The 20,953-nt window shown below is 49.3% G+C and carries 19 protein-coding genes, 1 tRNA gene and 1 other RNA gene; 12 read left to right on the top strand and 9 right to left on the bottom strand.

Going from position 1 to position 20,953, the window contains the following annotated elements; translation table 11 throughout:
- The 4 genes from OGV80_RS16930 to OGV80_RS16945 all read right to left on the bottom strand — a co-directional run bounded on the left by OGV80_RS16930 (window position 1) and on the right by OGV80_RS16945 (window position 1,770).
- A tRNA-Tyr gene (locus tag OGV80_RS16930) sits at window positions 1–79 on the bottom strand.
- Window positions 80–107: 28 nt separating this feature from the next.
- Window positions 108–249, bottom strand: a non-coding RNA gene (locus tag OGV80_RS16935) — RtT sRNA.
- A gap of 167 nt (window positions 250–416) precedes the next feature.
- On the bottom strand, window positions 417–1,259 hold the full coding sequence (gene purU / locus OGV80_RS16940; protein ID WP_006684274.1) for a formyltetrahydrofolate deformylase: 843 nt from the start codon (window positions 1,257–1,259) through the stop codon (window positions 417–419).
- A gap of 55 nt (window positions 1,260–1,314) precedes the next feature.
- Window positions 1,315–1,770, bottom strand: coding sequence for a YchJ family protein (locus tag OGV80_RS16945; RefSeq protein WP_043016127.1), 456 nt, complete (start codon window positions 1,768–1,770; stop codon window positions 1,315–1,317).
- A 111-nt stretch (window positions 1,771–1,881) separates the two neighbouring features.
- Between OGV80_RS16945 and rssA the strand changes: the two genes are divergently transcribed.
- The 3 genes from rssA (at window position 1,882) to galU (ending at window position 5,011) form a co-directional block, all read left to right on the top strand.
- Window positions 1,882–2,793 (top strand): patatin-like phospholipase RssA, encoded by a 912-nt coding sequence (gene rssA, locus OGV80_RS16950; RefSeq protein WP_043016128.1) that lies wholly within the window; start codon window positions 1,882–1,884, stop codon window positions 2,791–2,793.
- A 91-nt stretch (window positions 2,794–2,884) separates the two neighbouring features.
- Window positions 2,885–3,898, top strand: coding sequence for a two-component system response regulator RssB (rssB, locus tag OGV80_RS16955; RefSeq protein WP_043016129.1), 1,014 nt, complete (start codon window positions 2,885–2,887; stop codon window positions 3,896–3,898).
- 204 nt (window positions 3,899–4,102) lie between these two features.
- Window positions 4,103–5,011 carry a UTP--glucose-1-phosphate uridylyltransferase GalU gene (gene galU, locus OGV80_RS16960; protein WP_016153274.1) on the top strand — a complete coding sequence of 303 codons (909 nt, stop codon included), beginning with the start codon at window positions 4,103–4,105 and terminating at the stop codon, window positions 5,009–5,011.
- A gap of 137 nt (window positions 5,012–5,148) precedes the next feature.
- On the opposite strand, the gene hns is transcribed toward galU, so the two are convergent.
- Window positions 5,149–5,562, bottom strand: coding sequence for a histone-like nucleoid-structuring protein H-NS (hns, locus tag OGV80_RS16965; protein ID WP_003020723.1), 414 nt, complete (start codon window positions 5,560–5,562; stop codon window positions 5,149–5,151).
- Between the two features lie 622 nt (window positions 5,563–6,184).
- Between hns and tdk the strand changes: the two genes are divergently transcribed.
- Entirely contained in the window at window positions 6,185–6,802 is a 618-nt protein-coding gene (tdk, locus tag OGV80_RS16970) for a thymidine kinase (protein ID WP_043016130.1), read from the top strand.
- Between the two features lie 224 nt (window positions 6,803–7,026).
- Here the strand turns inward: tdk and adhE are convergent, their stop codons facing one another.
- Window positions 7,027–9,705 carry a bifunctional acetaldehyde-CoA/alcohol dehydrogenase gene (gene adhE, locus OGV80_RS16975; RefSeq protein WP_043016131.1) on the bottom strand — a complete coding sequence of 893 codons (2,679 nt, stop codon included), beginning with the start codon at window positions 9,703–9,705 and terminating at the stop codon, window positions 7,027–7,029.
- Window positions 9,706–10,192: 487 nt separating this feature from the next.
- Here adhE and ychE point away from each other — a divergent pair, with 487 nt between their 5' ends.
- The 7 genes from ychE to OGV80_RS17010 all read left to right on the top strand — a co-directional run bounded on the left by ychE (window position 10,193) and on the right by OGV80_RS17010 (window position 18,230).
- Window positions 10,193–10,840, top strand: coding sequence for an NAAT family transporter YchE (gene ychE / locus OGV80_RS16980; protein WP_003020714.1), 648 nt, complete (start codon window positions 10,193–10,195; stop codon window positions 10,838–10,840).
- A 772-nt stretch (window positions 10,841–11,612) separates the two neighbouring features.
- Complete coding sequence (gene oppA, locus OGV80_RS16985) at window positions 11,613–13,244, top strand: oligopeptide ABC transporter substrate-binding protein OppA (RefSeq protein WP_043016132.1); 1,632 nt, start codon at window positions 11,613–11,615, stop codon at window positions 13,242–13,244.
- A gap of 233 nt (window positions 13,245–13,477) precedes the next feature.
- Window positions 13,478–14,398 (top strand): oligopeptide ABC transporter permease OppB, encoded by a 921-nt coding sequence (gene oppB / locus OGV80_RS16990; protein ID WP_003020708.1) that lies wholly within the window; start codon window positions 13,478–13,480, stop codon window positions 14,396–14,398.
- 14 nt (window positions 14,399–14,412) lie between these two features.
- A complete protein-coding gene (oppC, locus tag OGV80_RS16995) occupies window positions 14,413–15,321 on the top strand; it encodes an oligopeptide ABC transporter permease OppC (RefSeq protein ID WP_003020701.1) in 909 nt (302 codons plus the stop codon).
- Window positions 15,322–15,332: 11 nt separating this feature from the next.
- On the top strand, window positions 15,333–16,346 hold the full coding sequence (oppD, locus tag OGV80_RS17000) for a murein tripeptide/oligopeptide ABC transporter ATP-binding protein OppD (protein ID WP_043016133.1): 1,014 nt from the start codon (window positions 15,333–15,335) through the stop codon (window positions 16,344–16,346).
- Window positions 16,343–17,347, top strand: a complete 1,005-nt coding sequence (gene oppF, locus OGV80_RS17005) for a murein tripeptide/oligopeptide ABC transporter ATP binding protein OppF (RefSeq protein WP_220771399.1) — start codon at window positions 16,343–16,345, stop codon at window positions 17,345–17,347. Before oppD ends, oppF begins: the two co-directional genes overlap by 4 nt.
- A gap of 46 nt (window positions 17,348–17,393) precedes the next feature.
- Window positions 17,394–18,230, top strand: coding sequence for an ion transporter (locus OGV80_RS17010; RefSeq protein ID WP_043016134.1), 837 nt, complete (start codon window positions 17,394–17,396; stop codon window positions 18,228–18,230).
- Between the two features lie 37 nt (window positions 18,231–18,267).
- On the opposite strand, the gene OGV80_RS17015 is transcribed toward OGV80_RS17010, so the two are convergent.
- Both OGV80_RS17015 and cls read right to left on the bottom strand, forming a co-directional pair.
- A complete protein-coding gene (locus OGV80_RS17015; RefSeq protein WP_286515378.1) occupies window positions 18,268–18,597 on the bottom strand; it encodes an HI1450 family dsDNA-mimic protein in 330 nt (109 codons plus the stop codon).
- Window positions 18,598–18,631: 34 nt separating this feature from the next.
- Window positions 18,632–20,092 (bottom strand): cardiolipin synthase, encoded by a 1,461-nt coding sequence (gene cls, locus OGV80_RS17020; RefSeq protein ID WP_003020687.1) that lies wholly within the window; start codon window positions 20,090–20,092, stop codon window positions 18,632–18,634.
- 142 nt (window positions 20,093–20,234) lie between these two features.
- Here cls and OGV80_RS17025 point away from each other — a divergent pair, with 142 nt between their 5' ends.
- Window positions 20,235–20,408, top strand: coding sequence for a YciY family protein (locus tag OGV80_RS17025; RefSeq protein ID WP_286515380.1), 174 nt, complete (start codon window positions 20,235–20,237; stop codon window positions 20,406–20,408).
- A gap of 51 nt (window positions 20,409–20,459) precedes the next feature.
- On the opposite strand, the gene OGV80_RS17030 is transcribed toward OGV80_RS17025, so the two are convergent.
- Entirely contained in the window at window positions 20,460–20,756 is a 297-nt protein-coding gene (locus OGV80_RS17030; RefSeq protein ID WP_003020675.1) for a YciI family protein, read from the bottom strand.
- Between the last annotated feature and the right edge of the window lie 197 nt (window positions 20,757–20,953).

Consider the following 20,953-nt stretch of genomic DNA (forward strand, 5'->3'; position numbering starts at 1 on the left):
TGGGGGAAGGATTCGAACCTTCGAAGTCGATGACGGCAGATTTACAGTCTGCTCCCTTTGGCCGCTCGGGAACCCCACCACAGGGTAAATTCATTATGCTGCTTGCATTCTATAGTGAGAAGGATTATTCGGAGCTAAAGCTCCTCACCCTTCGGGCCGTTGCCTGCGGCAACGTTCTCTCACTATCGCTCGAGTCGAACCTTGAAGTCGTTGACGGCAGATTTGCAGTCAGCTCCCTTATGATCGCTCGGGAACCCCACCAGGGGTAATGCTAGTTACTGGCCTGCTTCCGTTGGAAGCGGGGCGCATCATATCAAATGATGCGCCCCTGTAAAGTATTCCGTTGATAAAAAAGAACTGGTTGCCTGATTTTTACGCGTAAAGATGTAAAGGTAACCAATTAAATTATCAATCGATTACAGAATAATCGTTCGGTTGCCGTAAACAAACACGCGTTGAGCCAGCACTTGATACAGTGCGCGGCTTAATACATTTTTCTCAACGTCACGACCCGCACGCATCATGTCTTCTGCGGTGTAGGTGTGATCAACGTGAATCACGTCCTGCATAATGATTGGACCTTCATCGAGGTTATCATTCACGTAGTGAGCCGTTGCGCCGATGATCTTCACACCGCGCTCATAAGCCTGATGGTAAGGACGAGCACCAATAAACGCCGGCAGGAATGAATGGTGGATATTGATAATCTTATTCGGGAAGCGTGAAACAAACGTTGGCGTCAAAACGCGCATGTATTTTGCCAGCACGACATAGTCTGGTTGGTGCGCGTCGATAGCGTCGGCCATTTTCTGGTCGTGTTCGTCACGCGTTAAACCTTCGTGGCTGACCAGCTCAAACGGAATATCAAACCGTTCAACCAAAGGGCGCAGCGTTTCGTGGTTGCCGATAACTGCCGCGATTTCAACATCCAGACCGCCATAATTGGCCTTCATTAACAGGTCGCCCAGACAATGTGCTTCCTTGGTGACCAAAATGACGATACGGCGGCGTCCTGCTGGCGTTAATTCACGAATGGAGCCATCGGGTAGGGCACTATCCAGATCGGCAAGCAGCGTGACGTCGTTAAAAATACCCTCCAGTTCGGTACGCATAAAAAAGCGCCCGGTACGGTGGTCCACGAACTCATTGTTTTGCACGATGTTCAGTTCATGCTTGTAACAGATATTCGTAATGCGTGCGATCAGACCTTTTTGGTCGGGGCAAATAGTACGCAGCACTTTTCGTTGTAATGAATGCATTTGCAGCGGTGATCCTGTTGAGAATGTTTGCAAAATTGATACTGTCGGGCGTTGATTAGCCGCAGCACTTTTTAAATTTTTTACCGGAGCCACAAGGGCAGGTATCGTTTCGTCCAATTTGAGGGCGTGTACCGTCTATATAGTACCACTGACCGTTTTCTTTTAAAAAACGAGAGCGCTCGATAATTGCGCCTGTTTTACCTTGTTCAGAAAACCGTGCAACAAAGCTGACATAGCCGACATTATCTGTGTCTGCCGTGTCTTGTTCAAAAACGTTCAGCCCGAGCCATTCGGTGTGGGCAAATCCTGCGATAATGTCGTCGCGAAACGCGGCGGCATGACAGTCCGGATGCCAGGTTCTGATAAGGTAATCTGCGTCTTTCATCACAAAAGCGCAGTAACGAGAACGCATGAGATGTGACGGCGTAGGTGCTACTTGCGCGCCGGACACATAACGGTAGCAACATAGGCTATACTCGACAGCGCTACCACAGGGACAAAGCTGAGACACAAAGTACTCCCTGGAATAAAAAAACGGCGTAAAAACGCCAGAGTGGCACTATGTTAACTGAGCGGTAGCGATGTTGCTACGTCTGCAAGCCAGGGGAAGTTTGTACGTACAATGAGAAAAATAAAAATTGGGCTGGCGCTAGGTTCCGGCGCGGCGCGAGGTTGGTCGCATATTGGCGTTATTAAAGCCCTAAAGCATATGGGCATTGATGTTGATATCGTGGCAGGGTGCTCCATTGGTTCGCTGGTTGGTGCAGCCTACGCATGCAATAAGTTACCTGCTCTAGAACAGTGGGTTTGTTCTTTCAGCTATTGGGACGTTTTACGTCTGATGGACCTCTCGTGGCGTAGGGGCGGTTTACTGCGTGGTGAACGGGTTTTTAATCAGTACCGTAATGTCATGCCGGTAGAAGCGATTGAGCAATGCACCCGACGTTTCGCCACAGTGGCAACTAATCTGAGTACGGGGCGGGAGCTATGGTTCACCGAAGGTGATTTGCACCTGGCTGTCCGGGCCTCCTGCAGTATTCCTGGTTTGATGTCTCCCGTGGCGCATAATGGTTACTGGCTGGTCGATGGCGCGGTGGTAAATCCCGTTCCTGTGTCTCTAACCCGTGCGCTGGGCGCCGACATTGTTATTGCCGTTGATCTGCAACACGATGCGCATCTCATGCAGCAAGATTTACTCTCCTTCAACGTCAGCAGTGATACCGAAACGGGTGAGGATGCTGACGAACTCTCATGGCGTGCCCGCCTGAAAGAGCGCTTGAGCAATATAACGGCCAGGCGTACGGTGACCGCGCCGACGGCGATGGAGATCATGACGACGTCTATTCAGGTTCTGGAAAACCGTCTGAAACGTAACCGTATGGCCGGTGACCCGCCAGATATCCTGATTCAGCCGTTCTGTCCGCAAATATCCACGCTGGATTTTCACCGTGCCAGCGCAGCAATTGCTGCCGGACAACTGGCGGTCGAGAAGAAAATGGATGAGCTTCTACCCCTGGTGAAAACCAACGTCTAACGCATTTTTTTATTAACACTTAAGCAAATTCTGACAGGCGTGAGTAGCAATAGCATGCCACTATTTACTAAAGCCAGTCAGGGGGGAGAATATGACGCAGCCATTGGTCGGAAAACAGATTCTTATCGTTGAGGATGAGCCGGTATTTCGCTCACTCATGGACTCATGGTTTTCCTCTTTGGGAGCGACAACGGCGGTAGCTGGCGACGGACTTGAAGCACTGGATTTACTCGGGCATTTTAAACCCGACCTGATGATCTGCGACCTGGCTATGCCACGCATGAATGGTCTCAAGCTGGTGGAGTATCTGCGTAATCGTGGCGATCAGACCCCAATCCTGGTGATATCAGCGACGGAAAATATGTCCGACATAGCCAAAGCGCTACGATTGGGTGTCGATGACGTCCTGTTAAAGCCGGTGAAAGATCTTAATCGCCTGCGAGAAACGGTTTTTGCCTGCCTGTATCCCAATATGTTTAATTCACGCGTGGAAGAAGAAGAGCGGCTATTTCGCGACTGGGATGCGATGGTTGGTGATCCTGCTGCTGCAGCGAAGCTGTTGCAAGAATTACAGCCTCCGGTGTCGCAAGTGATTTCGCAATGTCGGATCAACTATCGCCAGCTGGTGGCCGCCGATCAGCCGGGGCTGGTACTGGATATTGCGCCGCTATCGGACCATGACCTTGCGTTTTATTGTCTGGATGTGACGCGGGCAGGGGATAATGGCGTTCTGGCGGCATTATTACTGCGTGCGCTATTTAACGGTTTGCTGCAGGAACAACTGGCGCATCAAAACCAACGATTGCCAGAGCTGGGTGCGTTATTGAAACAGGTAAACCATTTATTGCGTCAGGCTAATTTGCCCGGACAATTTCCTCTGCTGGTTGGCTATTACCACAGCGGATTAAAAAACCTGATTTTGGTATCAGCGGGGCTGAATGCGACATTAAATACAGGTTCCCACAATGTACAAATCAGCAATGGTGTTCCGTTAGGAACCTTAGGGAATGCATATCTTAATCAACTGAGCCAACGTTGCGAGTCCTGGCAGTGCCAAATTTGGGGGGCAGGTGGTCGCCTGCGCCTGATGTTGTCTGCGGAATGAACAACCGATAGGAGTGGGAATGAAATTGGCTCACCCCCCTCATGTTGTGAGTGCTACTATCAGCGCCAGATTTATTCGTATTTATCTTAATTATACCGATGCGCGTCCTTTTCAGACCAGAAGCTTGTCGCGGTACTGATATACTTGGATGCGATACAGATTGATGAACACGTTCAATACATGAACAGTCCAGGAGAGTTTTAAATGGCTGCCCTTAATTCAAAAGTCAAAAAGGCCGTTATCCCGGTTGCGGGATTAGGAACCAGGATGTTACCGGCTACGAAAGCAATCCCGAAAGAGATGCTACCGTTGGTTGATAAGCCATTAATTCAGTACGTCGTAAACGAATGTATTGCTGCGGGCATCACTGAAATTGTACTTGTAACTCACTCGTCTAAAAATTCTATTGAAAACCACTTCGATACCAGTTTTGAACTTGAAGCTATGCTGGAGAAACGTGTAAAACGCCAGCTTCTGGAAGAAGTGCAATCTATTTGTCCGCCGCATGTCACTATTATGCAGGTGCGTCAGGGGCTGGCCAAAGGTCTGGGCCACGCGGTATTGTGCGCGCACCCGGTTGTTGGTGATGAGCCGGTTGCCGTTATCCTGCCGGACGTGATTCTCGACGAATACGAATCTGATTTATCACGCGACAACCTTGCCGAAATGATTCATCGTTTTGATGAAACAGGCAGCAGCCAGATTATGGTTGAGCCGGTAGAAGATGTTACCGCTTATGGTGTTGTTGATTGTAAAGGCGTTGAATTAGCGCCAGGCGAAAGCGTACCGATGGTTGGCGTTGTTGAAAAACCGAAAGCGAATGTTGCGCCATCTAATCTGGCCGTGGTGGGACGCTACGTCCTCAGTGCGGATATCTGGCCTCTGCTGGCAAAAACGCCTCCGGGAGCGGGTGACGAAATTCAGCTGACCGATGCTATCGATATGCTGATTGAAAAAGAAACGGTTGAAGCTTATCACATGAAGGGCAAAAGCCATGACTGTGGTAATAAGCTGGGCTATATGCAGGCGTTCGTTGAATATGGTATTCGCCATAATACTCTCGGCGCTGAATTTAAAGCCTGGCTGGAAGATGAGATGGGTATTAAGAAGTAACCTCCTGGTATTATCAGGTCTGAACGGTGCTGCTAATCCAGCACCGTTTTTTTATACCTAATCCGGGTAGGGACTGTGTGAAGTACAGGTAAAAAAAATCCCGCCAGTGGCGGGATTTTAAGCAAACTATTTCTGAATTATTCCTTGATCAGGAAATCGTCCAGTTGTTTACCTTGTTCTTCCATCGCTTTTTTGATCACAGCCGGTGTACGACCCTGGCCAGTCCAGGTTTTAGTTTCACCGTTTTCGTCAACGTAGCTATATTTAGCCGGACGCGCAGCGCGTTTAGCTTTGGTGCCAGATTTAACAGCAGCCATGCTATTCAGCAGTTCGTTCGGATCAATGCCGTCAGCGATCAGCATTTCACGATATTGTTGCAGTTTACGAGTACGTTCTTCAACTTCAGCAGCTGCAGCGCTTTCTTCTTCACGGCGCTCGCTAACAACAACTTCTAATTTTTCCAGCATTTCTTCAAGCGTTTCCAGAGTACATTCTCTTGCCTGCGCACGAAGAGTACGGATGTTGTTCAGAATTTTAAGTGCTTCGCTCATTGTAGTAATCTCAAACTTATATTGGGGGTGGTTTGTTGAGCTAATAATAGAGCGATAAATTCAGTTGTGCAATAGCCAGGAATGTAAGGAATTCAAAATTGCGCTTTATTTAGTATCAGAATTAATTCATCTGTCTTAAATTCACCACGATGTTGGGCATAAAAAAGGCTTATTGGTGAGGGGGCTTCTCCGCGGCTGAGAGTAAAAATTCAAGATTCAGGTCACATTTTATGGTGTACAAATAGTATCTCTTTGCAGTGATTTCAACCTTTTGTATTAGTTTTGCTTACATGAATTCACTAATACATGGTGACAGTGGGTAGATTCAATAACAATAAGGAAAGGGTTTCTTTATTGCCGCAAGAAGATAAGTGGCATGGATAAATTTCATGAGCACTATTTGTGAAAGAGTGTGTATATACCCGTCCAGTTTCAGGCTGCCTGAGCTATGTCTGAGTGTACTCACGCTCCCTTGTAGCTTAAAGGGCCGGTTATTTAGGCATCACTGAACGAGTATGCACGTGCATTTATACGCCTTTGCGGACAACGCTACACCGACACTTTCGTGAAATATGCTACAATCCCGCCCATATTTATTTCCCCGGGTGAGGGCCTACGCTCAATGGCACAGCTATATTTTTACTATTCTGCAATGAATGCCGGTAAGTCGACTGCATTGCTGCAATCTTCGTACAATTATCAGGAACGTGGGATGCGTGCCGTTGTATATACAGCGGAAATTGATGACCGCTTTGGCGCTGGAAAAGTAAGTTCACGTATAGGTCTGTCGTCACCTGCAAAATTGTTTAACCAAAATTCATCATTGTTCGAAGAGATTCGCGCTGAGAATGAACAGCAAAGAATTCACTGCGTACTGGTGGATGAGTCGCAGTTTCTGACTCGACAGCAGGTTTATGAATTATCTGAAGTGGTCGATCGGCTGGATATTCCCGTGCTGTGCTATGGGTTGCGCACAGATTTCCGCGGTGAGTTATTTGGCGGTAGCGAATACCTGCTGGCATGGTCAGATAAACTGGTTGAATTAAAAACCATTTGTTTCTGTGGGCGTAAGGCCAGCATGGTGTTACGACTTGATCAGTCTGGAAGACCTTATAATGAGGGCGAGCAGGTGGTGATCGGTGGGAATGAACGCTATGTATCGGTATGTCGTAAGCATTATAAACAGGCACAGTCTGAGGGCTCTCTGACGGCGATACAAGAACGGCATTGCCACGACTAACTCTACGCGCTTCTGGGCGCTTATTAGCACGGGGTAGGCTTACGACCATTCGCTAATGTTCGCTACCCTGTCAGACTCTCTCCTGACGATATTCTCATATCCTCCTGGTCACACTTCTCTACACGCTGCTGAAGGGTCATACGCCGATTTTAAAAAAGCAAGACGTAAAAAAAACGGTCCCATCAGGGACCGTTTATGGTGAAACTAAAACTTATCTGGACGAATTAAGCGGATTTCTTCGCTTTCTTCTCAGCTTTCGGTGCTGCTACTGCTTCAGTCTTAGCGGCGGCCTGGCCTTCGCTGTATTCGCGACCGTAGTAGGTATCAAGCAGGATCTGTTTCAGTTCAGCAATCAGCGGATAACGTGGGTTAGCACCAGTACACTGGTCATCAAACGCATCTTCAGACAGTTTGTCCACGTGTGCCAGGAAGTCAGCTTCCTGAACGCCAGCTTCACGGATAGACTTAGGAATACCCAGTTCAGCTTTGATTTCTTCCAGCCAGGCCAGCAGTTTCTGGATTTTTGCAGCAGTACGGTCACCCGGTGCGCTCAGACCCAGATGGTCTGCGATTTCAGCGTAGCGACGACGAGCCTGCGGACGGTCGTACTGGCTGAATGCAGTCTGTTTAGTCGGGTTGTCGTTGGCGTTATAACGAATAACGTTGCTGATCAGCAGGGCGTTCGCCAGACCGTGAGGAATGTGGAACTGAGAACCCAGCTTGTGCGCCATTGAGTGACATACACCCAGGAAGGCGTTAGCAAACGCGATACCGGCGATGGTTGCTGCACTGTGTACACGCTCACGCGCTACCGGGTTTTTAGAACCTTCATGGTAAGACGCTGGCAGGTTTTCTTTCAGCAGTTTCAGCGCTTGCAGAGCCTGACCGTCAGAGAACTCAGAAGCCAGTACGGAAACGTAAGCTTCCAGAGCGTGAGTTACTGCATCCAGACCACCGAACGCACACAGTGACTTCGGCATATCCATAACCAGGTTGGCGTCAACAATCGCCATATCCGGAGTCAGCGCATAGTCAGCCAGCGGATATTTCTGACCCGTTGCATCGTCAGTAACGACCGCAAACGGAGTTACTTCAGAGCCGGTACCGGAAGTGGTGGTGACGGCAACCATCTTCGCTTTCACGCCCATTTTCGGGAACTTGTAGATACGTTTACGGATGTCCATAAAGCGCAGCGCCAGTTCTTCGAAGTGGGTTTCTGGATGTTCGTACATAACCCACATGATTTTCGCGGCGTCCATCGGGGAACCACCACCCAGCGCGATGATCACGTCTGGTTTGAAGGAGTTAGCCAGCTCAGCACCTTTACGTACAACGCTCAGAGTTGGGTCAGCTTCAACTTCAAAGAACACTTCGGTTTCAACGCCAGCAGCTTTCAGAACAGAAGTGATCTGGTCAGCGTAGCCATTGTTAAACAGGAAGCGGTCGGTCACGATCAGCGCACGTTTGTGACCATCGGTAATCACTTCATCCAGTGCGATTGGCAGAGAGCCACGACGGAAGTAGATAGATTTCGGAAGTTTGTGCCACAACATGTTTTCAGCTCGCTTAGCAACGGTTTTCTTGTTGATCAGGTGCTTAGGACCAACGTTTTCAGAGATGGAGTTACCACCCCAGGAACCACAACCCAGAGTCAGGGAAGGCGCGAGTTTGAAGTTGTACAGGTCACCGATACCACCCTGAGATGCTGGGGTGTTAATCAGGATACGTGCGGTTTTCATCATCTGACCGAAGTAAGCAACACGTTCTGGCTGATTGTCCTGGTCGGTGTACAGGCAAGAGGTATGACCGATACCGCCCATCGCAACCAGTTTTTCAGCTTTAATAACGGCGTCTTCGAAATCTTTCGCACGGTACATTGCCAGCGTTGGAGACAGTTTCTCGTGAGCAAACGGTTCGCTTTCGTCAACAACTTTAACTTCACCAATCAGAATCTTAGTGGTTTCTGGTACGGAGAAGCCTGCCAGTTCAGCAATTTTGTATGCCGGCTGACCAACGATAGCCGCGTTCAGCGCGCCATTCTTCAGGATAACGTCCTGGACTGCTTTCAGCTCTTTGCCTTGCAGCATGTAGCCGCCGTGAGTTGCGAAACGCTCACGCACTGCGTCGTAGACGGAGTCAACAACGACAACAGACTGTTCAGAAGCACAAATTACGCCGTTATCGAAGGTTTTAGACATCAGAACAGATGCAACAGCACGTTTGATATCAGCGGTCTCATCGATAACAACCGGGGTGTTACCTGCGCCTACGCCGATTGCCGGTTTACCAGAGCTGTATGCTGCTTTAACCATGCCTGGGCCACCTGTTGCAAGGATCAGGTTGATGTCCGGGTGGTGCATCAGCGCGTTAGACAGTTCTACGGAAGGTTGATCGATCCAGCCGATCAGATCTTTCGGGGCGCCAGCAGCGATGGCTGCCTGCAGAACGATGTCAGCTGCTTTGTTGGTTGCATCTTTAGCACGTGGGTGCGGAGAGAATATGATGGCGTTACGCGTCTTCAGGCTGATCAGAGATTTGAAGATTGCAGTAGAAGTCGGGTTGGTGGTTGGAACGATACCGCAGATGATACCGATCGGTTCAGCAATGGTAATGGTACCGAAAGTGTCGTCTTCAGACAGCACGCCACAGGTTTTTTCGTCTTTATATGCGTTATAAATGTATTCGGAAGCGAAGTGGTTTTTAATCACTTTATCTTCGACGATGCCCATGCCAGATTCGGCAACGGCCATTTTCGCGAGAGGGATTCGAGCGTCTGCGGCTGCCAGAGCGGCGGCACGGAAGATTTTGTCAACCTGTTCTTGAGTGAAACTGGCATATTCACGCTGGGCTTTTTTTACGCGCTCTACAAGTGCGTTAAGTTCAGCGACATTAGTAACAGCCATAATGCTCTCCTGATAATGTTAAACTTTTTTAGTAAATCATCTGCTCGATACGAGAGTATAGACAGACCGACGAAAATTTGTGTAACGTTTTGAAAATCAAACGGTTAATTAACGTCCACTTTACCTTGATTTACTAAAAGAGCTTATGCACTAGCGCCAGTTAACTCTAACGCGTTATCTCCAGGTGGCGTAAGCAAGATTACTCACTTCTGAGTAGTAATTGCGTGATCTGGATCAAGATTTAGCAAAGCTGACACCTTTCAGCAGGCCCTTTTAGCGTTTATCGGTAAGTGTTAACAAATTGATGGGGTGAATGCTAATAACATTAGCATATTCAATACATATTAATAACACTAACTATTGGTAGCGTATTTACGTAGATATACGCAGATAGGAGGTGAAGTATGCTGACAAAAGGCGTATCTTCAGCGCGGATTTTATCAATTTTTATGACTCATTTTATCCGGCTAACGCTTCGGAGCTAACCGTGATCCAAACGCTATTTGATTTTCCTGTCTATTTTAAATTTTTCATTGGGTTATTTGCATTGGTCAACCCGGTAGGGATCATCCCTGTCTTTATCAGTATGACCAGCTATCAAACGGCTGCTGCGCGAAACAAAACCAACCTCACTGCAAACCTGTCAGTTGCTATCATCCTGTGGACTTCACTGTTCCTTGGCGACGGTATTTTGCAACTCTTCGGTATCTCGATCGATTCGTTCAGGATTGCCGGCGGCATTCTGGTAGTGACTATCGCGATGTCGATGATTAGCGGAAAACTTGGCGAAGATAAGCAAAATAAACAGGAAAAATCAGAAACAGCAATTCGTGAAAGTATTGGTGTAGTGCCACTGGCGTTGCCGCTGATGGCGGGGCCTGGGGCGATAAGCTCAACTATCGTTTGGGGTACGCGCTATCACAGTGCAATTAACCTGTTTGGCTTTTTCGTCGCGATTGCGTTGTTTGCCCTGTGCTGTTGGGGACTGTTTCGCATGGCGCCATGGCTGGTACGACTGTTAGGCCAGACCGGCATCAACGTCATTACGCGTATTATGGGGTTGTTGTTGATGGCTCTGGGGATCGAATTCATCGTGACTGGAATCAAGTCCATTTTCCCCGGTTTGCTTGCCTGATATCCCTCTGCGGGATAAACGGAGCCGCTTGCGGCTCCGTTTCCTTTCATTATTAGTAAAACTTCTCACTAAAGTTGAAAATCAGCATAGTAATAATAAAAAATGCTGATGGTTATTCATTTGTTTATTCATTGATTTTATGAATGTAACACTCATCCGTCCGCCAGAGAGAGTCTGATATCGCTGTTATTTAATTAACATCATACTCTGGGGCTTGCTGAAGGATTATCGAAATGTTATTAGTTATTTCAGCGTTTTTTTCAGTTGAATGTGCTAATTAATAACCAATTGTTAAATTTATGTGCATTTTGGCATGATGTTGACTCCGGACAGGGTAGTTAACACCGCGCTTGATGTAGTGCATTGATTTTTATAGATTTTTTATAAAAAGCCTTCATTCGTAAGACTTTCTTAGTGAGATTTATTTCCAATAAAAGAGAATTGGTTAACAAATTTGTAAAATGTATTGGCGGTTAAGAAACGCATTTGATACTTTCCGGCCAGGTATTATGCAGAAGAATTCACGTTGATGAGAATCATTTGCAGTTAGTTTCTCTCAACAGGGTAATAGCGTGTTTCCGGCAGGGGAGGCACGTAGATAATCGACGTAAGGCGGTCATACGAATCGCCAGAATAAATAAAGTCGGTGATAGCAAGCAGTAAAACAAAAAACGACCTGACGGCAGAAAATCTCCGATGCCGTACAGTGATCCTGACAGGATTAACAGTCTGGTTAAAAAACCAGCCATAATAATGAGGGAGTACAAACACAATGACTAACATCACCAAAAAAAGTTTAGTAGCTGCGGGGATCTTAACTGCGCTAGTCGCTGGAAATGTTGCCACGGCGGCAGTTGTGCCAGCGGGAGTACAGCTTGCTGAAAAGCAGACTCTGGTGCGTAATAATGGTTCGGAAGTTCAGTCGCTCGATCCGCATAAAATCGAAGGTGTACCTGAATCCAACATTAGCCGCGATCTGTTTGAAGGTTTATTAATCAGTGATGTCGATGGCAAACCATCGCCTGGCGTGGCTGAAAAATGGGAAAATAAAGATTTTAAAGTCTGGACATTCCATCTGCGTAAAGATGCTAAGTGGTCTGACGGCACGCCTGTCACCGCGCAAGATTTCGTGTATAGCTGGCAACGACTGGCTAACCCAAATACCGCGTCACCGTACGCCAGTTATTTGCAGTACGGTCACATCGTCAATATTGATGATATTATCGCCGGCAAAAAGCCGGTCACCGATCTCGGTGTTAAAGCTCTTGATGACCATACCTTTGAAGTCACTCTGAGCGAGCCTGTTCCTTATTTCTACAAACTGCTTGTGCACTCATCTGTTTCACCGGTTCCTAAAGCAGCGGTTGAAAAATACGGTGAGAAATGGACCCAGCCCGCTAATATCGTCACCAATGGCGCATACAAACTGAAAGATTGGGTGGTCAACGAGCGCATTGTACTTGAACGTAATGCCAATTACTGGGACAACGCTAAAACGGTGATTAACCAGGTGACCTACCTGCCAATTGCTTCTGAAGTGACTGACGTTAACCGCTATCGCAGCGGCGAAATCGACATGACCTATAACAACATGCCGATCGAGTTATTCCAGAAACTGAAAAAAGAAATCCCGAACGAAGTTCACGTTGACCCGTATCTGTGCACCTATTATTACGAAATCAACAACCAGAAAGCGCCGTTCAACGATGTTCGTGTCCGTACTGCCCTGAAACTGGCGATGGATCGTGACATTATCGTCAACAAAGTGAAAAATCAGGGCGACCTGCCTGCGTATAGCTTTACCCCTCCTTACACAGATGGCGCGAAACTGGTTGAGCCAGAGTGGTTCAAATGGTCTCAGGAAAAACGTAACGAAGAAGCGAAAAAACTGCTGGCTGAAGCCGGTTATACCGCTGAAAAACCGTTGACCTTTGACCTGCTGTATAATACCTCAGACCTGCACAAGAAGCTGGCTATCGCCGCGGCATCTATCTGGAAGAAAAATCTGGGCGCCAACGTGAAGCTGGAAAATCAGGAGTGGAAAACATTCCTCGATACGCGTCATCAGGGTAACTATGATGTTTCGCGTGCTGGCTGGTGTGCGGATTACAACGAACCAACCTCCTTCCTGAACATGGTGCTTTCCGACAGCTCTAACAACACCGTCCATTATAAGAGCCCGGCGTTTGATAAGCTGATTGCGGATACGCTGAAAGTGACCGACGAAGCACAGCGTAGCGAACTGTATTCAAAAGCAGAGCAGCAGTTGGATAAAGATTCTGCGATTGTACCGGTTTATTACTATGTGAACGCCCGCCTGGTGAAACCATGGGTTGGCGGATACTCCGGTAAAGACCCGATGGATAATATCCACGTTAAAGACTTGTATATTATCAAGCATTAATGGCAAGACGTGGGGCGATCAAGGTTGCCCCACAGTGTCTTTTTCTTCGAACTATAAATACCTCTTTGGACAAAGAGAGGTATACCCTAAACAATTCACGTTGCAGGAAGGCGGCAACGCAGCGAATCGCCAGGAGCTTACTTAAGTAAGTGACTGGCGTGAGCGAGTAAAGCCAACGCATCTGCAGCTTGAAGTGTGACGGGTATAAAGGCACACGCCAGAAGGTACGGGCAATGTTAAAATTCATATTACGTCGCTGTCTGGAAGCGATTCCGACGCTATTTATTCTTATTACAATTTCATTCTTTATGATGCGCCTTGCGCCGGGAAGCCCATTTACCGGAGAACGCGCGTTACCGCCAGAGGTACTGGCAAATATTGAAGCGAAATATCATCTGAATGATCCTATCTCGACGCAGTACTTCAGCTATCTGAAGCAGCTGGCACATGGCGATTTTGGGCCATCCTTTAAATATAAAGACTATACGGTAAACGACCTCGTTGCCTCGAGCTTTCCGGTTTCTGCGAAGCTTGGCGCTGCCGCCTTTATTCTGGCCGTCCTCGTGGGCGTTAGCGCCGGGGTGATAGCCGCGCTGAAGCAAAATACGCGCTGGGACTACACGGTGATGGGGGTGGCAATGACCGGGGTCGTTATCCCCAGTTTCGTGGTCGCTCCCTTATTGGTCATGATATTTGCCATAACCTTGAAATGGCTACCCGGCGGGGGCTGGAACGGCGGGGCGCTGAAATTTATGATCCTGCCGATGGTGGCCTTGTCACTGGCCTATATCGCCAGTATCGCCCGTATTACTCGCGGCTCGATGATTGAAGTACTGCACTCTAACTTTATTCGTACCGCACGCGCTAAAGGGCTGCCGATGCGGCGGATTATTTTCCGCCATGCGTTAAAACCTGCGCTGTTGCCCGTGCTGTCCTATATGGGGCCAGCATTTGTCGGCATTATCACCGGTTCGATGGTTATTGAAACCATCTATGGTTTGCCGGGCATTGGCCAACTGTTCGTCAATGGCGCGTTAAACCGCGACTATTCGCTGGTTCTGAGCCTGACCATTCTGGTGGGTACGCTGACCATCGTGTTTAACGCGATTGTCGATGTGCTGTATGCCGTTATCGACCCGAAAATTCGTTACTGATACTGGAGCTCGCTATGATGTTAAGTAAGAAAAACAGCGAAGCGCTGGAGAATTTCAGTGAAAAGCTGGAGGTCGAAGGCCGCAGCCTGTGGCAAGACGCGCGTCGACGCTTTATGCATAACCGCGCGGCGGTAGCAAGCCTGGTGGTGCTGGTGATCATTGCGTTGTTTGTGACGCTGGCGCCGATGCTGTCGCAGTTTACCTACTTCGATACCGACTGGGGCATGATGTCCAGCGCGCCGGATACGGAGTCCGGACACTATTTCGGCACCGACTCGTCGGGTCGTGACCTGCTGGTTCGTGTGGCGATTGGCGGGCGTATCTCGCTGATGGTCGGCATTGCCGCGGCGCTGGTGGCGGTAGTCGTTGGTACGCTGTACGGCTCTCTGTCGGGCTATCTCGGCGGTAAAATCGACTCGGTGATGATGCGTCTGCTGGAAATCCTCAACTCCTTCCCTTTCATGTTCTTTGTGATCCTGCTGGTTACCTTCTTTGGACAAAATATCCTGCTGATTTTTGTTGCTATCGGAATGGTCTCCTGGCTCGATATGGCGCGTATCGTGCGTGGACAAACGCTGAGTCTCAAGCGCAAAGAGTTCATTGAAGCAGCACAAGTGGGTGGAGTGTCTACCGTACGCATCGTTATCCGTCATATTGTGCCGAACGTGCTGGGCGTAGTGGTGGTATACGCTTCATTGCTGGTGCCGAGCATGATTCTGTTTGAATCCTTCCTGAGCTTTTTGGGATTAGGTACGCAAGAACCGTTAAGTAGTTGGGGCGCGCTGCTCAGTGATGGTGCCAACTCGATGGAAGTCTCACCATGGCTGCTGCTGTTCCCGGCAGGTTTCCTGGTGGTCACTTTGTTCTGTTTTAACTTTATTGGCGATGGCCTGCGTGATGCCCTCGACCCGAAAGACCGTTAAGGAGTGCAGCCATGAGCGTAATTGAAACCTCTACCGCGCCGCTCGCGCAACAACAGGCTAACGCACTGCTGAACGTAAAAGATCTGCGCGTGACGTTTGCCACCCCCGATGGCGATGTTACCGCAGTAAACGATTTAAATTTTTCTCTGCGAGCCGGAGAAACGTTGGGTATTGTCGGTGAGTCCGGTTCGGGCAAATCGCAAACGGCGTTTGCTCTGATGGGCCTGCTGGCCGCAAATGGCCGTATCGGGGGTTCTGCAACCTTCAATGGGCGTGAAATTCTGAACTTACCGGAACGTGAGCTGAACAAACTGCGCGCCGAGCAAATCTCGATGATTTTCCAGGACCCGATGACTTCTCTCAATCCGTACATGCGGGTCGGCGAGCAGTTGATGGAAGTTCTGATGCTGCATAAAGGCATGAGCAAAGCGGAAGCTTTTGAAGAGTCTGTCAGAATGCTGGATGCGGTGAAAATGCCGGAAGCGCGTAAGCGCATGAAAATGTATCCGCATGAATTCTCCGGCGGCATGCGTCAGCGCGTAATGATCGCCATGGCGCTATTGTGCAGGCCTAAATTACTGATAGCCGATGAGCCGACCACCGCACTCGATGTGACGGTACAGGCGCAAATCATGACGCTGCTGAATGAACTGAAAAGTGAATTCAACACCGCGATTATCATGATCACCCACGACCTGGGGGTTGTTGCCGGTATTTGCGATAAAGTTCTGGTGATGTACGCCGGACGTACTATGGAATACGGTAGCGCGCGGGATGTCTTTTATAAACCCGTTCATCCGTATTCAATTGGTTTGCTGAATGCCGTACCTCGTCTGGATGCCGAAGGGGAAGAGATGCTGACTATCCCTGGCAACCCTCCGAACCTGCTGCGCCTGCCAAAAGGCTGTCCATTCCAACCGCGTTGCCCGCATGCGATGGACATCTGTAGCAGCGCTCCGCCACTGGAGGAATTTAGTCCGGGCCGTCTGCGCGCCTGCTTTAAACCGGTGGAGGAACTGGTATGAATGCGGTCACCGAACAACGAAAAGTGCTCCTGGAGATTGCCGATCTTAAAGTCCATTTCGACATTAAAGATGGCAAACAGTGGTTCTGGCAACCGTCTAAAACCCTGAAGGCGGTTGATGGCGTAACCCTACGGCTGTATGAAGGTGAAACCCTGGGCGTGGTAGGCGAATCAGGCTGCGGAAAATCGACCTTTGCCCGTGCGATCATTGGCCTGGTGAAAGCCACTGATGGAAAGGTCGCCTGGCTGGGTAAAGATTTACTGGGCATGAAACCCGATGAGTGGCGGGAGGTGCGCAGCGATATCCAGATGATTTTCCAGGATCCGCTGGCATCGTTAAACCCGCGTATGACCATTGGTGAAATCATTGCCGAACCGCTGCGGACTTATCATCCGAACCTGCCGGGTCAGGAAGTCCGCGACCGTGTGAAGGCGATGATGATGAAGGTTGGATTACTGCCCAACCTGATTAACCGCTACCCGCATGAGTTTTCTGGTGGTCAGTGTCAGCGTATTGGTATTGCCCGCGCGTTGATCCTCGAACCGAAGCTGATTATTTGCGATGAACCCGTTTCGGCGCTGGACGTATCCATTCAGGCCCAGGTGGTGAACCTGCTGCAACAGCTTCAACGTGAAATGGGATTATCGTTAATCTTTATTGCCCACGACCTGGCGGTGGTTAAACACATCTCCGACCGCGTGCTGGTTATGTATCTCGGCCATGCCGTGGAATTGGGGACCTATGACGAGGTGTACCATAACCCGATGCATCCATATACCAAAGCGCTGATGTCTGCGGTGCCGATCCCCGATCCGGATCAGGAAAGGAACAAGGTTATCCAGTTGCTGGAAGGCGAATTACCGTCGCCGATAAACCCTCCTTCCGGCTGCGTGTTCCGTACGCGCTGCCCGATTGCCGGACCGGAATGCGCAAAAACGCGTCCGGTTCTCGAAGGAAGTTTCCGACACGCCGTTTCCTGCCTGAAAGTAGACCCGCTATAATCGTGAGGGCTGACAAAGGTCAGCCCTTTTTTTTGGTGAGGTATCTGTGCCAGGTTTAGTCTCTTCCGTCCGCCGCGCGCTCTATCGCAAGTTATTCGATTTAAATACCCGTTCCGGGCGTCGCTTTGAAGGTCTGTGCGCGCTGTTCGCCTTGCTCAGCGTTATTGTTATCTTCATTGAGTCCGGAGTAGGGACGCAATACCATTTAACTTACGATGAGTGGCATATTTTTGTCTGGCTGGAGATCTTTATCACTCTGGTCTTTACTCTCGAATATCTTCTGCGCTTATGCTGCTGGGCCAACCCTGCTAAATATGTGTTTAGCTTCTGGGGGATAATCGACCTGGCCACTATTCTGCCACTGTATGTGATGTGGCTATGGCCTGAAATAAGTCTGAGTTATGTCTTCGCCTGGCGGGCGATGCGCGTCCTGCGCGTCCTGCGCATTCTGAAGTTGCTGCGCTTTATGCCTTCCCTGCGTGTGTTCTGGAATGCGTTAAAAAGCGCCCGGCATCAGTTGATGCTGTTCTATTCTTTTATTGCCATTCTGATGGTGGTTTTTGGCGCGATGATGTATCTGATAGAAGGGCCAAAATATGGCTTTACTACGCTGAATGCGTCGGTGTATTGGGCCATTGTAACGGTCACTACCGTCGGCTATGGCGATATCACTCCTCACACGCCGTTGGGACGTATGGTCGCGTCTGTGCTTATCCTGATTGGTTACTCGGTGATTGCGATACCGACGGGATTGATTACCACACACATGAGCAGCGCTTTCCAGCATCGACAGAATGAACGTAAATGTCCCCAGTGCCAGCAGGCGCAGCACGAACATAGCGCGCAGTTTTGTAACCGCTGCGGAAGTAAACTACCGGGCTAAAAATGAAAAAAGCTGCGAGAGCAGCTTTTTTGTTAGATTATTCACGCCAGAGAATATGGCAGAGTTTGTGATCTTTATCGCGACATAATAAAACGCGCGCAAAAATATCGTTAATCTCGCCATCTTCTGTATCTGCCAGACCAATCACCACTTCGGCAAAGAAATCAGGGTTCAGGTCAAAATCAACATGCTCCTGCCAGTCTTCTGCCGGATCGAATAACTCGGCACCGCCGCGCTCTTCAAACTGCAAATTGAACAGAATGATATCTGCCGGATCGAGGTTGTCCACAGCCAGTTCGAGAAAAATATCGTAAGCCTGCTCAAGCGTTTCGTCTTCAGTCAGACGATTGTTCAAATCCATATCCATAATGACTACCTGTTTACTGTCTGATGGGCACGTTTTACAGCAACGGGCTAAAGAAGTAAAACAGTCGCTCGGCGATCCGCTGCCAGAGAGGTCGTTTTACCCACAAACGGGCATCAAGCAGGCGGGAACGTGAAATATAATCATCCTGCACGGCGGCGAGATCGCCGCCGAATCCGGCATCGTCAATGACCAGCGTGATTTCAAAATTGAGCCACAGACTGCGCATATCCAGGTTAACGGTACCGACCAGGCTCAGCTCGCCATCAACCAGTACGCTCTTGGTGTGCAGCAGGCCGCCTTCGAACTGATAGATTTTGACGCCTGCCGCCAGCAGTTCAGTGAAAAAGGCCCGGCTTGCCCAGCCAACCAACAGGGAATCATTCTTACGCGGAAGAATGATACTGACGTCGACCCCACGCTGTGCCGCCGTACAAATGGCGTGCAGCAAATCGTCGCTGGGAACAAAGTAGGGCGTGGTCATAATTAAATATTCGCGAGCCGAATAAGCTGCGGTTAACAGCGCCTGATGAATCAAGTCTTCTGGGAAACCAGGACCCGAGGCGATAGTGTGAATGGTATGGCCGCTGGCCTGCTCAAACGGCATGATATTGACGTCTGGCGGCGGGGGTAAAATGCGCTTTCCGGTCTCAATTTCCCAGTCGCAGGAATAGACGATGCCCATAGCGGTGGCTACCGGGCCTTCCATTCTTGCCATCAAATCAACCCATTGCCCAACGCCTGCATCTTGTTTGAAGAAGCGCGGGTCGACCATGTTCATGCTGCCGGTATACGCAATGTAGTTGTCGATCATGATCATTTTGCGGTGCTGGCGCAGGTCCATCCGGCGTAAAAACACACGCATCAGGTTCACTTTCAGCGCTTCAACAACCTCGATCCCTGCGTTACGCATCATCGCCGCCCATGGGCTACGGAAGAACGCCACGCTGCCCGCCGAGTCCAGCATCAGGCGGCAGTGAATCCCGCGTCTGGCGGCGGCCATTAATGATTCGGCGACCTGATCGGCCATACCGCCCGGCTGCCAGATGTAGAACACCATCTCTATGTTGTGGCGCGCGAGTTGAATATCACGGATTAATGCCTGCATCACGTCATCTGAACTGGTGAGCAGCTGCAGCTGATTTCCCTTAACGCCGGCAATTCCTTGACGACGCTCGCACAGTTTAAATAAGGATGAGGCGACGCTGCTGTTTTCCTGCGCAAAAATATGCTTACAGGCTTTAAGGTCGTTCAGCCACTTGGCCGTTGACGGCCACATTGCCCGGGCACGTTCGGCGCGACGTTTACCCAGGTGGAGCTCACCGAAGGACAGATAAGCAATGATCCCGACCAATGGCAGAATATAGATGATCAAAAGCCAGGCCATTGCGGAGGGCACTGCGCGTCGTTTCATTAGAATGCGTAATGTTACGCCAGCAATGAGTACCCAGTAACCCAGAATGACCAGCCAACTCACCACGGTGTAGAAGGTTGTCATAAATTTAAAAATCCTTTTGAAAGCGTATTGTTAAGAGTTTACGCATCAGGATTAATCTGGCAAATAAAAACACGGGAAAACCGCTGGTCTGCATTCGGTGTGGCGTTATAATGGCCACTCAGTGACTGAAAGAGTAGTAAACATGAAGCGTAGTAGAACGGAAGTGGGACGCTGGCGGATGCTGCGTCAGGCTAGCCGCCGTAAAGCACGTTGGCTTGAAGGACAATCGCGTCGTAATATGCGTATCCACACTATCAGAAAGTGCATTCTCAACCATCAACGCAACTCGTTGCTGTTTGCGATCCGCAGTATCTGATCTCAAAAGGGCACCGCTGGCGGTGCCCAATGTCTGCTTTTCGTTCTGTTTTTAAAAAACCTTTTTGTACGGTTTTACTGAAACCTGCGCATAAACGCCTGCCGCCACATACGGATCGGCTTCAGCCCACGCCTGCGCGGCTTCTAAAGATTCAAATTCTGCAATCACCGTTGAGCCGGTAAACCCTGCTGCACCCGGATCGTTACTGTCAACCGCTGGCATGGGGCCTGCAGTCAGCAAGCGGCCTTCGTCATGCAGGAGTTGCAGACGAGCCAGATGGGCAGGGCGTACAGAAAGACGTTTTTCGAGAGAGTCTGCAATATCTTGAGCGTAAATAACGTACAGCACGGGTAGAGCTCCTTGAAGGGTAAAAGGTCATATTTACGTTATTGGAAAGGCCTGATAACTGCAACGGAAAGATAGCTGATATGTTAAGGCCATACTATGGAAATGGTTTTTTATCATAAAATCGCGTTTTAAATGCCAGTTAGCCTCACGGTCTTATTGAATATGATTGCTATTTGCATTTAAAATCAGGGCCTGGT

The sequence above is a fragment of the Citrobacter sp. Ce119 genome (genome assembly GCF_030334525.1).
GTDB lineage: Bacteria > Pseudomonadota > Gammaproteobacteria > Enterobacterales > Enterobacteriaceae > Citrobacter > Citrobacter europaeus.

Excerpts from the sequence above, each read along its gene's own strand:
- oppD (WP_043016133.1), top strand. The coding sequence starts at position 15,333 with ATGAGCGTAATTGAAACCTCTACCGCGCCGCTCGCGCAACAACAGGCT.
- OGV80_RS17015 (WP_286515378.1), bottom strand. The coding sequence starts at position 18,597 with ATGGATATGGATTTGAACAATCGTCTGACTGAAGACGAAACGCTTGAG.
- oppB (WP_003020708.1), top strand. The coding sequence starts at position 13,478 with ATGTTAAAATTCATATTACGTCGCTGTCTGGAAGCGATTCCGACGCTA.
- hns (WP_003020723.1), bottom strand. The coding sequence starts at position 5,562 with ATGAGCGAAGCACTTAAAATTCTGAACAACATCCGTACTCTTCGTGCG.
- cls (WP_003020687.1), bottom strand. The coding sequence starts at position 20,092 with ATGACAACCTTCTACACCGTGGTGAGTTGGCTGGTCATTCTGGGTTAC.
- oppF (WP_220771399.1), top strand. The coding sequence starts at position 16,343 with ATGAATGCGGTCACCGAACAACGAAAAGTGCTCCTGGAGATTGCCGAT.
- tdk (WP_043016130.1), top strand. The coding sequence starts at position 6,185 with ATGGCACAGCTATATTTTTACTATTCTGCAATGAATGCCGGTAAGTCG.
- oppA (WP_043016132.1), top strand. The coding sequence starts at position 11,613 with ATGACTAACATCACCAAAAAAAGTTTAGTAGCTGCGGGGATCTTAACT.
- OGV80_RS17025 (WP_286515380.1), top strand. The coding sequence starts at position 20,235 with ATGAAGCGTAGTAGAACGGAAGTGGGACGCTGGCGGATGCTGCGTCAG.
- oppC (WP_003020701.1), top strand. The coding sequence starts at position 14,413 with ATGATGTTAAGTAAGAAAAACAGCGAAGCGCTGGAGAATTTCAGTGAA.
- rssB (WP_043016129.1), top strand. The coding sequence starts at position 2,885 with ATGACGCAGCCATTGGTCGGAAAACAGATTCTTATCGTTGAGGATGAG.
- adhE (WP_043016131.1), bottom strand. The coding sequence starts at position 9,705 with ATGGCTGTTACTAATGTCGCTGAACTTAACGCACTTGTAGAGCGCGTA.
- rssA (WP_043016128.1), top strand. The coding sequence starts at position 1,882 with ATGAGAAAAATAAAAATTGGGCTGGCGCTAGGTTCCGGCGCGGCGCGA.
- purU (WP_006684274.1), bottom strand. The coding sequence starts at position 1,259 with ATGCATTCATTACAACGAAAAGTGCTGCGTACTATTTGCCCCGACCAA.
- galU (WP_016153274.1), top strand. The coding sequence starts at position 4,103 with ATGGCTGCCCTTAATTCAAAAGTCAAAAAGGCCGTTATCCCGGTTGCG.